This window comes from Bradyrhizobium sp. 27S5 (genome assembly GCF_037217225.1).
GTDB classification, from domain to species: Bacteria; Pseudomonadota; Alphaproteobacteria; order Rhizobiales; family Xanthobacteraceae; genus Bradyrhizobium; species Bradyrhizobium septentrionale.
This window is the reverse complement of record NZ_CP147714.1, coordinates 4,315,795-4,330,573: the sequence shown is the minus strand read 5'-3', so window position 1 is coordinate 4,330,573 and position 14,779 is coordinate 4,315,795. Positions and strand designations below refer to the sequence as shown.

Sequence of the window (14,779 nt, the reverse complement as noted above, 5' to 3'; positions counted from 1 at the left end):
AGCGTAATCAACCATTCCCCTATTGGCAACAGCACCGGCATGCAGCTACCCAAGCCGCCTACGATCGCCCATTTCGTTCGAACCGCCGTCAGGAACCAAAGGTGCGACTGCGATTGAAGTTGCTCACATCGCGCCGCTGCCCGTTCGAACCAGCATCGACGGATAGAATTGCCTCGTCTTGCGCTTCCGCTATCGGCTGTTCTTCGTCGCGAAATCGTGCCGGGGTTAGCCGGCTGCGGTCGACCGTCACGTCAAAGATGTCGAAGCGGTTGTAGTAACCGACCACGTCGTGAAACTGTTTCGGCTCGACGCAACGATTGAGATCGATCTCCGCGTAGGCGATCCCCTCCTGGTCCTGCAATGCATCGCCAAAGACGTTGCCCGTCGGATCGACGAAGAAGCTCGCCGCACGTGGCGTCCGGTCGATCACGTCGGCGATGTTTCGATCGCGTTCGATGAGGAAGGCACGCATCGCCTCGTCCATATAGCCCGCGGTCACGATCCCGAAGACCTTGGCTTCGAAGCAGTGGGCGCTGGCCCGGATGCGGTTGGCGGCGACGTTGTCGAAATTGCCGCCGCCTGCCGGGCGCCTTGTGGGCCACATCGGCGGCCAGCTCGAGATGTGCACCTGTTCGCCCTGCGCCATCAGCGCGAAGCGGGCCAATGGATTGGTGTTCTCGCCACAGATCAACCCGCCGATCCGGCCCTGCCGCGTCTCCGCGACCTTGAGGCCCGCACCATCCCCCGACGACCACACCAGCTTCTCATAGAAGGTCGGAACCAGCTTGCGGTGGTGGACCAGAATTTCACCGGTCTCTCCGATCAACAGATTCGAGTTCCACAGCCCCCCGACGCTGACGGCCGAGCGCTCGCTGATGCCGATCGAGACGGTGACGCCGAGGGCGCGCGCCTCGGCGCAAAGCTGCGCCACTTCCGGTCCGTCCGCCAGCACGGATTGCTCCGCCATGCGCACGAACAAGTCGTGATTGTCGATCGGAGGCCACAGCGCGGCCCAGACCGGAAAGGCGGGAATATAGGTTTCTGGAAACGCGATCAGCTCGGCGCCGGCCCTGGCCGCCTCGCGAATGATGGCGATCGCCTTTTCGGTGGTCGCCCGGCTGTCGAGGAAGACGGGCGCAGCGTGGACGGCAGCAGCCTTGAAACGAGGGAGCATGTCGAAAAATCCCGGCTAGGATGGGTGGACGAAGCGCTATCATCCCTGCCTTCCCGGCGTGCATCGGAATTGTCGCAAGGTCGGTTGCGAAGGATCGGAGCCGCTGGGCGTTGGAACGGGAATTGCTTTGCTGACAAGGTCCGGAATCGGGAGGCAAGTCATGTTCGATACGATCAACTGGGACGATTTGCGGGTCTTTCTCTGCGCCGCCCGCGCCGGAAATTTGAGCCAGACAGCAAAGCGGCTGCGGCTGGACCATTCCACCGTCAGCCGGCGCATCGCCCAGATGGAGGCTTCCCTCGGGGTTGCGGTGTTCGAACGCCACCGCACCGGGCTCAAGCTCAACGAAATCGGCGAGCGGTTGCTGCGTCATGCCGAGCGGGTCGAGAGCGCGGTGATCGCCATTCGCGAGGAGGCCAGCGCCGGCGACACCCAGGAACTCGTCGGGAACGTGCGGCTCGCCACCATGGAGGGGATCGCCTCGCTCTACCTTGCGCAACGCTTTGCCAAGCTGCGTCGCACCACGCCGCAACTCACCGTCGAACTCGTCACATCAGCCCAGACGGTCTACGTCCACAAGCGCGAAGCCGATCTGTTCGTGTCCTTCTTCCGGCCGCCCGGTCCGGGCCTGATCTCCGAGCGCATCGGCAAGTTTCGGCTTGGGCTATTCGCGAGCCAGAGCTATCTCGACCATCACGGCACGCCGGCAAGCCTTCGCGACCTCGGGGATCATTGGTTCGTCTCCTATATCGAGGACCTGGTCCAGGTCGATTCGGTGCGCTGGCTCGCCGACGTCATCGAAGAGCCGAAAATCGCCTTCCACTCCAACAGCATGATCGCGCAGATGAACGCTGCGGCGGGCGGCCTCGGCATCGTGATGCTGCCGAGCTTTGCCACAAACGACCGGCCCGACCTCATACCCGTGCTGCCCGCCCTCGCCGGCACCGTTCGGGAGGTGTGGCTCAATGTCCATAGTGACCTGCAATTTGCCCCGCGCATCCGCGCCGTCCGCGCGTTTCTGAAAAATACCCTGAAGCAGGACCCCGACATGCAGGTCACCCTGGCCGATGCCGTGCCGTAGCCGCGCACGGCAGATTGCAAAAATCCATAATTCCCTTCCGTCGGAGCCCGGCTGAAGCTCCTCCGATTGGCGCCAGGCAGGGCGCGCTGAAGTTTTGAGGGGCCAAATATGAAGGTGGTTACGTCAGGCAATGTCGATCCGGCGTCGAGCGTCGGCGCCTTGGCCAAGAAGCGGCTAACGGTCGCGCTCGTTCTCAGCGTCGCGATGATGGTGATCTATTTCGGCTTCATGGGGCTTTTCGCGTTCGACAAGCCGCTTCTCGGCACCATCCTGATGCCCGGCCTGTCGCTCTGCATTGTGCTGGGCCCGCTCGTCATCATCTCGTCCTTCGCGCTCTGCCTGGTCTACGTGCTGTGGGCGAACCGGGTGTTCGACGCCGGCATCCGCAACCTTCGCTAAAGGGGCAGAGAAAATGGGCAGCAGCGCGCTTTCTATCGGGTTCTTCTTCGCCTTCATGGCATTGACGCTGGCGATCACCTATTGGGCCGCACGGCGCACGCGCACCACCGAGCACTTCTTTGCCGCCGGTGGTCAGGTCACGCCGTGGCAGAATGGCTGGGCACTCGCGGGAGACTTCCTGAGCGCTGCCGCCTTGCTCGGAATTGCCGGCATCGTCACCTCAAACGGCTTCGACGGCATGATCTATTCGATCGGGTGGCTCGTCGGCTGGCCGATCATTCTGTTCCTGATCGTCGAACCGTTGCGCAATGTCGGCCGCTTCACCTTCGCCGACGTTGTGGCGTATCGCCTGCGCCAACGCCCGGTGCGCCTTGCCGGCGCCGTCGGTACACTTGCCGTCATCCTGTTCTACCTGATCGCCCAGATGGTCGCGACAGGATCGCTGATCAAGCTGCTGTTCGGCCTGCCCTACACCTGGTCGGTCGTCATCGTCGGCAGCGTGATGCTGGTCTATGTGCTGTTTGGCGGGATGTTGGCGACCACCTGGGTGCAGGTGGTCAAGGCTGCGTTGCTGATGGGCGGCGGCATCCTGCTCGCCTTCCTCGTCTTGACCCATTTCGACATGAACCCGCTGAAGCTGTTCGCCGCGGCGTCCGAGAAATACGGCACCAAGGTTCTGCAGCCGGGATCGAAGGTGATCTCCGGCCAATGGGATGCCATCTCGCTCGGGCTCGGCCTGATGTTCGGGACCGCCGCGATGCCGCATGTGCTGATGCGGGCCTATACGGTGAAGGATTCCAAGGCCGCGCGGCTGTCGATCCTCTATGCAACCGGCCTGATCGGCGTCTTTCATCTCATGGTCTTCATCATCGGCTTCGGCGCCATGGTGCTGGTCGGCCCCGAGGCGGTGGCAAAGGCCGGAGGCGGCGGCAACATGGCAGCGCCCCTGCTCGCGCTCACCGTCGGCGGCAATGCGTTCTTCGGCTTCATCTGCGCGGTCGCCTTTGCGACGATGCTCGCCGTCGTCGCGGGGTTGACGCTGTCGGGCGTCGCAACGCTCTGCCACGACGTCTGGACCAATGTGATCCGGGACGGCACCGCTTCGGAGGCCGAGCAGCTCAAGGTCGCGCGCGTCGCGACCGTGATGATTTCCATCCTCGCCATCATTCTTGGGGTCGCGTTCGAGGGCCAGAACGTCGCCTTCATGGCGGGGCTTGCGTTCTCGATCGCCTGCGCCGCGAATTTCCCCTCGCTCGTGCTCGCCATCACCTGGCGCCGCTTCACGACGCCTGCAGCCGTGGCCAGCATCCTCGTCGGCACGCTGAGCTCCCTGGTGCTGATCTATCTGTCGCCCACCATCCAGGTCGACATTCTCGGCAAGCCGCTGGCCGCGATCCAGCATGAATGGTGGTTCGTGTCGCTGCGCAATCCTGCGATTATCAGCATGCCGCTATCGTTTGCGGTTGCGATCCTGCTCTCGCTGGTCACGCGGGAGAAGAACGCAAATCTCGCTTTTGACGAGATGCAGCGGCGCATCCTGTTCGGACCGGTCCAGCCGAACACCGACGCGCCGCGCCAGGCGAAGAGTGCCGCCTGAACCGCGTCGGCCGGCCGACGATACGATCGCGTTCTTGCTGGCGCCCCCTAGCGCTGAGTTGCCCGACGGCGCAAGCCCCCGCAGCAAAAAATATTTCGCTTTATCAGAAGTGCAACTCAGTGTTATAGATCTGCCCGTCTCACCCGATCGAGGGGCGCTTCGCGGTCGTCACGAACGCGGTGTGGGATGCGATGGACGCCGAGCGTGTGACTGACGAGAGCACGCGAAGCGGACGGTGAAGTCGTGTGGTCCTGACGCCCTAGGTGGTGTGGACACTTATCGCATCCATAAGACGATGGCTGCGAGAGTGACGACGGCCAGGTAATTTCGGGCGGTCTTTTCGAAGCGGGTTGCAACGCGGCGGAACTGCTTGAGCTTTGAGAAGCAGCATTCGACGAGATGACGCTGGGCATAGAAATGCTTGTCGAGTGGATATTTGAGCGCCCGTGACGGGTTGTTGGGGATCACGGCGAGCGCGCCTTTGGCGGCGATGGCTTGGCGCAAGTGATCGGCGTCATAGGCCGTATCGGCCATGACGACCTCGGCGGATAAGCCTTCGATCAATGCGGCGGCTTGCGGTGCATCGCCCTTCTGACCTGCGGTAAGCGTGAACCGCACCGGACATCCCAAGCCTCGAACGGCCATATGTATCTTGGTGCTCAGGCCGCCGCGCGAGCGGCCGATCGCTTGATCTTCCGCTTGATCTTCAGACCCCCCTTTTTGGCGCCGGCGGCGTGCTGATGCGCCCGAACAATGGTGGAATCGACGATCAGATATTCGAAGTCCGGATCATCGGACATCGCCTCGAAGATCCGCCACCAAACACCCTTGATGCTCCATCGACTGAAGCGCCGGAACACGCTGTTCCAGTCCCCAAACACCTCCGGAAGATCGCGCCAGGGAGACCCCGTACGCACGATCCACAGCACACCTTCCACGAACATCCGGTTGTCGCGCCCGGTGGAGCCCTTCTGATCGGGGCGCCCTATGATCAGCGGCGCTATCCGCTCCCACGCCGCGTCGCTCAATACCAAACGGTCCATCACACCCAAGGCGGCCTCCCCAAAAGCAGCCTTGAATCTGATTTGCTCCTAAAAGGGAATCCTTAGAGTCCACACCACCTAGTGGCCGGTGTCCCCTTGTAAGACGCAATTGCGCCTTGCGAAGGCGGTGACAAACAAGCCCAGTCTCGCCGGGGAGAGCACGAAGTAAGCCGTAAAACCATCGCGCAGGGAAAGCCGGATTGCTCCGGTTACACCTGTGGTCCTACCCCCGAGCTTTCTACCTTTGCTCGGGGCCCATGGGTGCGATCGGCACCCGGCTTTCCCTGCGCCCTCTGTTCAAGAGAGGGCGGAATGAAGAGCAAAGCTCGGGCAAATCATGTCGCGAGAATGCGAAGATGCGTCCCAACCCAAACTGTCATCGCCCGGCTCGACCGGGCGATCCAGTACGCCGCGGCCTTTCGGCTCAAGCATGGACGTCTCTGGAATACTGGATCACCCGCATGCGCGGGTGATGACATCCCGGGTTGGGATACGCAGGGACGGCATCTCTTCGCACAGACGGGCTCGTGATGACGCGACTGCCTCACTTCCCCTTCGCAGCCTTCGCCTTCATCTTGGCCTGGCGATAGCGCGCGGCGCCGCCTTCGCGGATGGATTGTTCACTACGCTCAATCGACATCGCGTCGTCGGGGACGTCTTTGGTGATGACCGAGCCCGAGCCGATATAGGCGCCCTTGCCGATCGTCACAGGCGCGACCAGCGACGTGTTGGTGCCGACGAAGGCGCCCTCGCCGATCAGCGTCTTGTGCTTGAGGAAGCCGTCATAATTGCAGGTGATGGTGCCGGCGCCGAGGTTGGAATTGGCGCCGACATGGGCGTCGCCGACATAGGAGAGATGGTTGACCTTGACGCCGGCCTCCAGCGTCGCGGCCTTGGTCTCGACGAAATTGCCGATCCGCGCGCCGTCGCCGAGCGAGGTGCCGGGCCGCAGCCGCGCATAGGGACCGACTGATACCTTCTTGCCAATGCTGGCCTCGACGATGTGCGAGAAGGAATGGATCACGGCGCCGTCGTCGATCGAAACGCCGGGGCCGATCACCACGAACGGCTCGATCGTGACGTCCTTGCCGAATTTGGTGTCGGCCGCGAGATAGACCGTCTCCGGCGCGATCAGGGTCACGCCGGCCTCGAGCGCCTGCTTGCGCAGCCGCGCCTGCATCACGGCCTCGGCTTCCGCAAGCTGCGCCTTGGTGTTGATGCCGCGCACTTCGTCTTCGCTGGTTTCGATCACGACGGCCTCCAGTCCCAGTTCCCTGACAATGCCGACAGCATCGGTCAGATAATATTCGCCCTTGGCGTTGGCGTTGCCGATCTTCTCGATGATCGCGAGCGCGGTCTTGCCACCGAACGCCATCACGCCGGCATTGCACAGCGTGATCTTGCGCTCCTCGGGGCTGGCGTCGGCCTGCTCGCGGATCGCGACCAGTCTGCCGTTCTCGACCACCAGCCGGCCGTAGCCGGTCGGGTCGGCGGCGCGGAAGCCGAGCACCGCGAGATCAGCGCCGTCGCGCAGCGGCGCGCGCATCCGCGCAAAGGTCTCGGCCGAGATCAGCGGCGTGTCGCCGAACGCGACCAGCAGGTCGTCGGCGCCGCGGGCGATCGCCTCGCGCGCGGCCAGCACCGCATGCGCCGTGCCGAGCCGTTCGCGCTGCACGAAGGTCTGCGCGTCGGGACGCACCCGGCGCACCTCGGCGGCGACCGCCTCGTGGTCGGGGCCGATCACGACCGCAAGCTGCGATCCTTCGCCGGCGGCGGCGGCATTGAGCACATGCGACAGCAGCGCCTGCCCGGCCACCGGGTGCAGCACCTTCGGCAGCGACGAGCGCATCCGCGTGCCCTCACCGGCCGCAAGCACCACAGTCAGGCTGGTTCGCGCAGTCATTCGCAATCCTCGATCTCCCGCGCAGTTCGCTGCGCAAAGCTTACTTTGAGGCCGTCTTTAATTGTTTTCCCCGGCAGAAGAAACCGTTTCGCCCCCGCCGCCGCTCAGAATCAAGTTCCCGGTCCATTTCCTGTTAATCTTTACCTCGTGATTCGGCGGGCCTTGAGGAGGGCCAAGCGGGCTTTGGCCAAAGATCGCGACAATCTGGCGGCGGATTTCGACACCGAGAGCACCACCGGCTTTTTGGCCGAGGAGGAAGCTTTCGATCGCCGCATGCTATGGCGACTCGGCTCGTGGGGCGTCGCCGCGGTCGGCGCCGTGATCGTCTCCGTAATGGCCAACCAGTCGGCGCTGACGCTGAAGCGCGACCAGGTCGCAGCGTCGGACATTGCACGCCAGGCCCAGCAATTGCAGACGCTGGCGAAAGAGAGCCACAACGAGACGCGCCGGCTGGCGTCCGCGATCGATACGCTGAGCGGCGATCGCGACCGGCTTTATTCACGCATCACCAGCCTGGAACAGGGCCTCGACTCCGTGACCGGCACGATCGCCAAGCAGGCCACGGCACCGGCGCCGTCGAGCTCTGCAGCGGCGGCCCCCACGCAACCCGCTCCCGCCAATTCAGCGCCCGCCGTGCCGGCCGTCGCCCCGGTCGCAACCACGCCGCCGGTCGTGCCGGACAAGTCGGCGATATCGGACAAGGCGGCTGCTTCAACCGACAGCAAGCCGGCAGGATCGGTCGAGAAGCCGGTTGCTGCGGCTGAGAAGCCGGCGGTGGCCGACAAGAAACCTGCTCCCGCGACCAAGCCGCAGGTCGTGTCCGAGAAGCCGCCGGCCGCGGAGAATTCGCAACCGGCCTCATCGCAACCGGGCTCCGGCTCCGCAGCATCGATTGCGAGCCCGATGACGGCGGCCGCGGCGGCCAGCGCCGAGGATGCAAAAACGGCTGCGCCGGTGCCCCCGGCCACGCCGGTCGCGGACAAGCCGCTCGTGGCATCGCTTGAGCCTGCAGCGAAAAAGGCCACCGAGGCCGTCAAGCCGCCGACCGCCAACGACGTGACCGCAGCACCGATGCCGCCGCTGGTCATCACTCCCGATCCGGACTCCGACGTCGACGACGATGCCGGCGCGCCGAAGGCGCAGATCCAGCGCACCGAATTCGGCATCGATCTCGGCACCGCGAATTCGGTCAACGGGCTACGCGCGCTGTGGCGTGGTCTGTTGAAGTCCAAGGCCAACGCGCCGCTGGCCGCGCTGCGGCCGATCATCGTGATCAAGGAAGGCAGCAATGGGCTCGGCATGCAGCTGCGCCTGGTGGCCGGACCGTTGAACGACGCCGGCACCGCCGCCAAGATTTGCGCGGGCCTCAGCCTGATCCAGCGGACCTGCGAGACGGCGATCTATGACGGCCAACGGCTCGCCCTGAACGAGCCGCCGGCCGGCAGCAAGCCTGTCCCGGCGCATCGGCGGATGGCGCCGAAGCGCACTGCTGCACCACCCCCGCAGCCTGTGGCCGAGGACAAGAAGCCGGAGCCGACGACGATTTCCTCGATGTTCCGGCGGAACAGCCAATAATCATGTCCGGCAAGGGATTGCGGCCAAATTCTCAACCGATTTCGCTGCTTTGACCGAGCCTTGTCCCCGACCCCGTTCCCGACCATAGTGCCGCGATGACAAAACCTCCGTTCCGCCTCTCGCCCTATCAGGTCCAGTTCCTGCTGGTCATCGGCTTCCTCACCGTCGGTTACGCGCTGTATGTGCGGTATCTGGCGATCGAGTTCTCGCCTGTTGCGCTGGCCTGCGACGCCGGCACGCAGAACATGCTCTGCAAGGCGCGCGCGCTCTCGACCGTGCTGTTCAAGAATTCGGTGTTCGGCATCACCGCGCTGGTGATCGCGGTGCTGAACCTGACGCGGCCGTCGATCGTGCTGCTGACCGCCGGGCTGATCGCCGCCGGGCTCGGCATCGTGCTCTACAATGTCGTGCTGTCAGGGCTCGCGATCGGGCTGTTTATCCTGGGTTTTGCGCGGCCCGCGCCCGCCACAGCGTAGCCGCCAGCAGCAGGTACATCACGCAGGTCCAGTCCGACTGCCAGTTGATGGTGCCCTCGTTGATGAACATGTAGCCGGCCGCGATCGCCAACAGGCCGGCGAACACGGATTCGGCGATCGGCCGGACGCCCTCCTTCGGGCGATTGAGCATGGTCAGCAGCGCGAACGGCACCACGGCCATGGTCAGCGAAGCATACGGAAAATCGCGATAGCGCGGATCGAAGGTGAAACCGAGCGCGGTTTCGGCCGCGATCACGGTGGTGACCGCCAGCACGATCGCCAGCAATGCGCCGATCACGCCCTTGCCGCGATAGTCGCGCGGCCCGACCAGTTCCAAGAAGGTCGGCAGCGAGCGCCCGGCGATCAGCGCATGCGCCGTCAGCAACGGCGAGGCGATCGCGGCCGCGAGCAGCACGGCCCAATGCAGCCAGCCGCCGGCGCCGTAGCTCTCATAATACATCTTGTCGCCGGCGATTCCGAGCAGCGTCCCCGCCGTCGTCGCCGAAATGGCGACCGCGAACCAGGCCGACGGCCGCGGCGTCCAGGGCCTACGGCGCAGCGTCAGCCAGGCCACAAAGAAGGTCGCGACGGACAGCGCCATGCCGCCCGCCATCTGCAGCTTCCAGGCGGGATAGTTGCTGATCGCTACGCCCGGCGGATACTTCACCTGCCGCTTGATCGAATCGAACAGGCCCCAATAGCCGCCGACGGTGCCCTCGAGCCTGCGCTTCCAGGGCTGGTCATAGGCCTCGATCAAATTGACCCGAAACCCCTCGCGCTTGGCGAGATCGAGGATCTCGGACACCACCCGCGCCTGGTTGGTGCGCGACGGCAAGGCGCCCTCCCGCATCCGCCCCGTGCTCGGCCAGCCGGTCTCGCCGATCAGGATCTCCTTGCCCGGGAACGTCACCGCCATCCGCTTGCGGATGTCGTCGACATGGGCGGCGGCGTACTTGGCCTTGATCGGGATGTCCTCCCAATACGGCAGGATGTGAATCGTGACGAAATCGACCGCCTCATAGATCTCGCGATTCTTCAGCCAGTATTCCCAGACGTCGGCATAGGTGACAGGGACATTGCCCGCCGCGGCCTTCACCGCGCGGATGTTGCCGGCGAGATCGGCGGCCGTCATCTCGCCGCGCAGCAGCACCTCATTGCCGACGATCAGCGCGGTGATGACTCCGGGATACTCCTTGGAAAGCCGTACCGCGATCGCGATCTGCTGCAGGTTCTTGAAGCGATTGCTGCCGAGCCAGACGCCCTGCATCACCTTCAAGCCGACCTTGGCCGCGACGCCGGGGACCTGATCGAGGCCGTTCTCGATCGAATAGGTGCGCACGCAATCGGTGACCTTGGCGAGATCGGCGAGGTCCTGCTCGATCTGCTCGACCGGGATTTGCGTGGTGGGATCCAGCGGCGTCTGGGCGCCGCGGAACGGCGTGTAGGATACGCATTGCAGCTTCGCGGCAGGATCGATCGGCGCGCGCGCGAGCGTGATCGGCGTGGCGAGCCACCACCACACGGCTGCAATCACGGCGAGCGAGATCAGGAGAAGCGCCAGCGGCGTACGAAGCGAAATCGGTTCCATCCTCCGGGGGACCGTCGAATTAGCCGGTCACAGCCCATCTGCCAAGAGTAGGATTAGGTCAATACCATGGTTGTCCTGCGACAGTTTTGCGCTGGTGCGATAAAGTTGTGAGTTTGCTGGACAAAATACCAAATTCCAGTCATGGGATTCCGCCAGAGTCTCCACCGCGCTGGAGCCCTATTTGGACGGCATCACGCAAGCCGTTAGGATGATCCCGCGGGGGCAGGAACATATCGGGGAATGCATGCGTCGACGGCTGCTTGAGTTGAAGAACACTGCTTTGCGCCACCTTGCGGTGACGGGCCTTGTGGCAGGCCTTGCGCTCCTGACCGGAGCCGGCGGCGCTTTCGCCCAGTCAGGCACGCCGAACCCGCCGGACCAGGCCAAACAGCAGCCTGGGCAGGCGGACGCCAACGCAAATGCCGCGCGGGAAGCCAACCAGCGCAAGGTCGAGGAATTCGTCGAGGCCCAGCAGGCCATCAACGGTCCGGCCGGCAACCCGGAATGCGTCTGGCTCGGCCGCCGCGTGGTCCGTCTGATGTGGAACGACGACCTCGACACCGCCTTCCGCCATCTCGACCTCTATGACCGGTTCGGCTGCCCCGGCGGCCACGTCCAGGCTGCGTTCCGCTGCCTGACCCGGTTCGGCGCCCAGATCGACGACAAGGTGCGCGGCAGCCTCGACGGCCGGATCCACGCCTGCTGGATCAATCCGGGCGCCCAGCCGCAGGCCGCGGCTGCGGCCGCCGCGCCCACCCCGGCACCAGCGACCGCCGGCACCGCTGCGCCTGCGCCGGCCGCGTCGCCCTCGCCCGCGCCGACCCCGTCGGCATCACCGGCGCCGGCATCGAAATAGCCGCATTCCGCGATCGGGTCCGGCCGCGATTTTTTTTCGCAGCTGGAACGGCTTGCGCCCTTAAAACGCCATCGCGGCACACCAGTTGTTAAATCGGATGGCGGAGATATCTTTGCCTCCGCCGCCGTGTTGGTCGAACCCAGGGGACGGGTTCGCTTCGTCCTCACTCTCAGGCCCCGTATGGTTTAACCGCGATGCGCGCCGTCGTCGCCGTCCTGTTGCTTGTCACCGCTGCCCACGCCGCCCTGTGGGGTCTCTTCCAGGAGAAGCAGTCGGCGCCCGATTTCCGTGGCACGCTGCCGAGCCTGTCCTACGCCCCGTTCGAGCCAGGCCACACTGTCGCGGATGTCGCCGCCGACACCGAGAAGGTGCGCACCGACCTGCGAAAGCTCTCCACGCTCACAAAGGCGGTCCGTCTCTATTCGTCGACTGAAGGCAATGAGCTGGTGCCGCCGGTCGCCGCCGAATTCGGCATGAAGGTCACGGTCGGCGCGTGGATCGACAAGGACGCCAACCGCAACAGCCGCGAGCTGTTCAATGCGATCAATCTCGCCAAGCGCAACAGCAATGTCATCGGCATCGTCGTCGGCAACGAAACTGTGTTCCGCGGCGAGCAGGTCCCGATCGAGAACCTCGGACCGTTGCCCAAGGCGGACGACCCCAGCCCAGACGAGGCCGAGCGCTATCGCGAGGATTTTGCTCGCTTCCTTCGCGACGAGGCCCCGCGCATTCAGCGCGAGGAGGACGCACGCCTTCACGATGCCGAAGTGCAGCCCGAGGACAAGCGGGCCGAGGCGACAAAGTGGGCGATTGCCGAGAACAATGTACACCGGCTGATCAGAGTGATCCAAACGGTCAAGAAATCGGTCAACGTCCCCGTCACGACCGGTGAAATCTGGAACATCTGGCGCGATCACCCGCAGCTCGCCAATTCGTCCGACTTCATCGCCGCCCACGTGCTGCCCTACTGGGAAAACTTCACCGACAAGCAGGCGGTGGACCAGGCAGTCGACCGCTACAATCTGTTGCGTGATTCATTCCCCGGCAAGCGCATCCTGATCGCCGAATTCGGCTGGCCCAGCCAGGGTTACAATCTGCGCAACGCCGAGCCCGGCCCGTTCCAGCAGGCTACCGTGCTGCGCAACTTCGTCACCCGCGCCGAAGCCATCGGCATGGACTACAACATCGTCGAAGCCATCGATCAGCCCTGGAAGTTCTTCGAAGGCGGCGTTGGTCCCTACTGGGGCATCCTCAATGCCGACCGCGAGGCGAAGTTTTCCTGGACCGGCCCGGTCACCGATCTGAACTACTGGAAGATCGCGCTGGTCGCCGTCCTTGTCGGGCTGTTCATGTCGCTGCCGATCCTGCGGCTGGACCAGCCGACCGTGATGCAGGCGCTGCTGCTGTCGGCCGCAGCCAACGGTGTCGGCGCGTGGGTTGCGACCGTGTTCTCCTACTGGACCACGCATTACTTCGTCTGGGGCTCGGCTTTTGCGCTCAGCCTCGGCCTCGTGCTGCTGGTTCCGCTGGTCCTGATCGCGATGGCGCGAATCGAGGAGATCGCTGCGGTGGCATTCGGCCGCGGCCCGCGCCGGTTGATCGGCAAAAGCGAGCCGCTTGCGCCCGCCACGGTCGGCGAAAGCGTGACGTTTCCGAAAGTCTCGATCCACATCCCGGCCTATTTCGAACCGGTCGAGATGCTGAAGCAGACGCTCGATGCGGTGTCGCGGCTCGACTATCCGAATTTCGAGTGCGTCTGCATCATCAACAACACGCCGGATCCCGACTTCTGGCGGCCGATCCAGGATCACTGCCGGCTGCTCGGCGAGCGCTTCAAGTTCATCAATGCCGAGAAGGTGCAGGGCTTCAAGGCCGGCGCGCTGCGCATCGCGATGGAGCGGACTGCCGTTGATGCCGAGATCATCGGCATCATCGACGCCGACTATGTCGTGCATCCGGACTGGCTGAAGGATCTCGTGCCGGCCTTCGCCGATCCGCGCGTCGGCCTGGTGCAGGCGCCGCAGGAGCATCGCGACGGCGACCGCTCGCTGATGCACTACATCATGAACGGCGAATATGCCGGCTTCTTCGACATCGGCATGGTCCAGCGCAACGAGTTCAACGCCATCATCGTGCACGGCACGATGTGCCTGATCCGCCGCGCCGCGATGGACAAGGCCGGCGGCTGGTCCAGCGACACGATCTGCGAGGACACCGATCTCGGTCTCTCGATCCAGCAGCAGGGCTGGCTCACCCACTACACCAATGTGCGCTACGGCGAAGGCCTGCTGCCCGACACCTATGAGGCCTTCAAGAAGCAGCGCCACCGCTGGGCCTATGGCGGCTTCCAGATCGTCAAGAAGCACTGGCGGCGCTTCCTGCCCGGCGCCAGCCGGCTGACGCCCGATCAGCGCCGCGAATTCTCGCTCGGCTGGCTCAACTGGCTCGGCGCCGAAAGCCTCGGCGTCGTGGTCGCGATCCTCAATCTGATCTGGGTCCCGATCGTCGCCTTCGCCGACATCGCGATCCCCGACAAGATTCTGACCTTGCCGATCATCGCCTCCTTCATCGTCTCGCTGGTGCACTTCGTGGCGCTCTACCGGCTGCGCGTGAACATCAAGGCCGCCCAGATGCTGGGCGCCATGATCGCGGCGATGAGCGTGCAGTGGACGGTGTCGCGCGCGGTGGCGCAGGGCCTGATCACCGAGCATCTCGCCTTTGCGCGCACCTCCAAGGGCGGCCTGTCGCGGATGTCGATCGAGTTCCAGGCGTTCTGGGAGGCCGTGATCGGCGTGCTGCTCTTGGTCGGCGCCATCGTGCTTGTCGTCACCAACGGCTACAAGCAGGTGCGCGAGATCTACATCTTCGCCGGCGTGCTGGTGCTGCAAAGCCTGCCATTCCTCGCCGCGGTTTCCATCGCGATCCTGGAGAATTCGCGGATCAACGAGTTCTCGTTCTGGCGCAACAGCGCGATCCGGACGGCGGAACTGATCGGGTTGCGCCCGGTCAGCCTGCCCTCGGTCGCCGCCCCGTCGCAGCCGGTCGGATCGGAAATCCGCCACGACGGCTGAGCCGACTTCAAGAAAC

The 14,779-nt window shown here is 64.4% G+C and carries 10 protein-coding genes and 1 pseudogene; 7 read left to right on the top strand and 4 right to left on the bottom strand.

The window, feature by feature from the left end; translation table 11 throughout:
• Positions 1-88: 88 nt before the first annotated feature.
• Positions 89-1,174, bottom strand: coding sequence for a carbon-nitrogen hydrolase family protein (locus tag WDM24_RS20050; RefSeq protein WP_338832194.1), 1,086 nt, complete (start codon positions 1,172-1,174; stop codon positions 89-91).
• Positions 1,175-1,334: 160 nt separating this feature from the next.
• Between WDM24_RS20050 and WDM24_RS20045 the strand changes: the two genes are divergently transcribed.
• From WDM24_RS20045 to WDM24_RS20035, 3 genes are all read left to right on the top strand, one after another.
• On the top strand, positions 1,335-2,255 hold the full coding sequence (locus tag WDM24_RS20045) for a LysR family transcriptional regulator (RefSeq protein ID WP_338832193.1): 921 nt from the start codon (positions 1,335-1,337) through the stop codon (positions 2,253-2,255).
• A gap of 108 nt (positions 2,256-2,363) precedes the next feature.
• Positions 2,364-2,654 (top strand): DUF485 domain-containing protein, encoded by a 291-nt coding sequence (locus WDM24_RS20040; RefSeq protein ID WP_338832192.1) that lies wholly within the window; start codon positions 2,364-2,366, stop codon positions 2,652-2,654.
• A gap of 13 nt (positions 2,655-2,667) precedes the next feature.
• A complete protein-coding gene (locus tag WDM24_RS20035; RefSeq protein WP_338832191.1) occupies positions 2,668-4,251 on the top strand; it encodes a solute symporter family protein in 1,584 nt (527 codons plus the stop codon).
• 276 nt (positions 4,252-4,527) lie between these two features.
• Here WDM24_RS20035 and WDM24_RS20030 read toward each other — a convergent pair.
• Positions 4,528-5,303 (bottom strand): annotated as a pseudogene (locus WDM24_RS20030) (IS5 family transposase).
• Between the two features lie 535 nt (positions 5,304-5,838).
• Positions 5,839-7,197, bottom strand: coding sequence for a bifunctional UDP-N-acetylglucosamine diphosphorylase/glucosamine-1-phosphate N-acetyltransferase GlmU (glmU, locus tag WDM24_RS20025; protein WP_338832190.1), 1,359 nt, complete (start codon positions 7,195-7,197; stop codon positions 5,839-5,841).
• A gap of 183 nt (positions 7,198-7,380) precedes the next feature.
• On the opposite strand from glmU, the gene WDM24_RS20020 reads away from it, so the two are divergent.
• Both WDM24_RS20020 and WDM24_RS20015 read left to right on the top strand, forming a co-directional pair.
• On the top strand, positions 7,381-8,772 hold the full coding sequence (locus WDM24_RS20020) for a hypothetical protein (protein ID WP_338832189.1): 1,392 nt from the start codon (positions 7,381-7,383) through the stop codon (positions 8,770-8,772).
• Between the two features lie 95 nt (positions 8,773-8,867).
• Positions 8,868-9,248: a hypothetical protein gene (locus WDM24_RS20015; protein WP_338832188.1), complete on the top strand. Its 381-nt coding sequence runs from the start codon at positions 8,868-8,870 to the stop codon at positions 9,246-9,248.
• On the opposite strand, the gene WDM24_RS20010 is transcribed toward WDM24_RS20015, so the two are convergent.
• Complete coding sequence (locus tag WDM24_RS20010; RefSeq protein ID WP_338832187.1) at positions 9,208-10,836, bottom strand: beta-(1-6) glucans synthase; 1,629 nt, start codon at positions 10,834-10,836, stop codon at positions 9,208-9,210. The genes WDM24_RS20015 and WDM24_RS20010 overlap by 41 nt on opposite strands.
• 244 nt (positions 10,837-11,080) lie before the next feature.
• On the opposite strand from WDM24_RS20010, the gene WDM24_RS20005 reads away from it, so the two are divergent.
• Both WDM24_RS20005 and WDM24_RS20000 read left to right on the top strand, forming a co-directional pair.
• Positions 11,081-11,692: a beta-1-3, beta-1-6-glucan biosynthesis protein gene (locus WDM24_RS20005; RefSeq protein WP_338687787.1), complete on the top strand. Its 612-nt coding sequence runs from the start codon at positions 11,081-11,083 to the stop codon at positions 11,690-11,692.
• Between the two features lie 194 nt (positions 11,693-11,886).
• Complete coding sequence (locus tag WDM24_RS20000) at positions 11,887-14,763, top strand: glycosyltransferase (RefSeq protein ID WP_338832186.1); 2,877 nt, start codon at positions 11,887-11,889, stop codon at positions 14,761-14,763.
• The last annotated feature ends 16 nt before the right edge of the window (positions 14,764-14,779 follow it).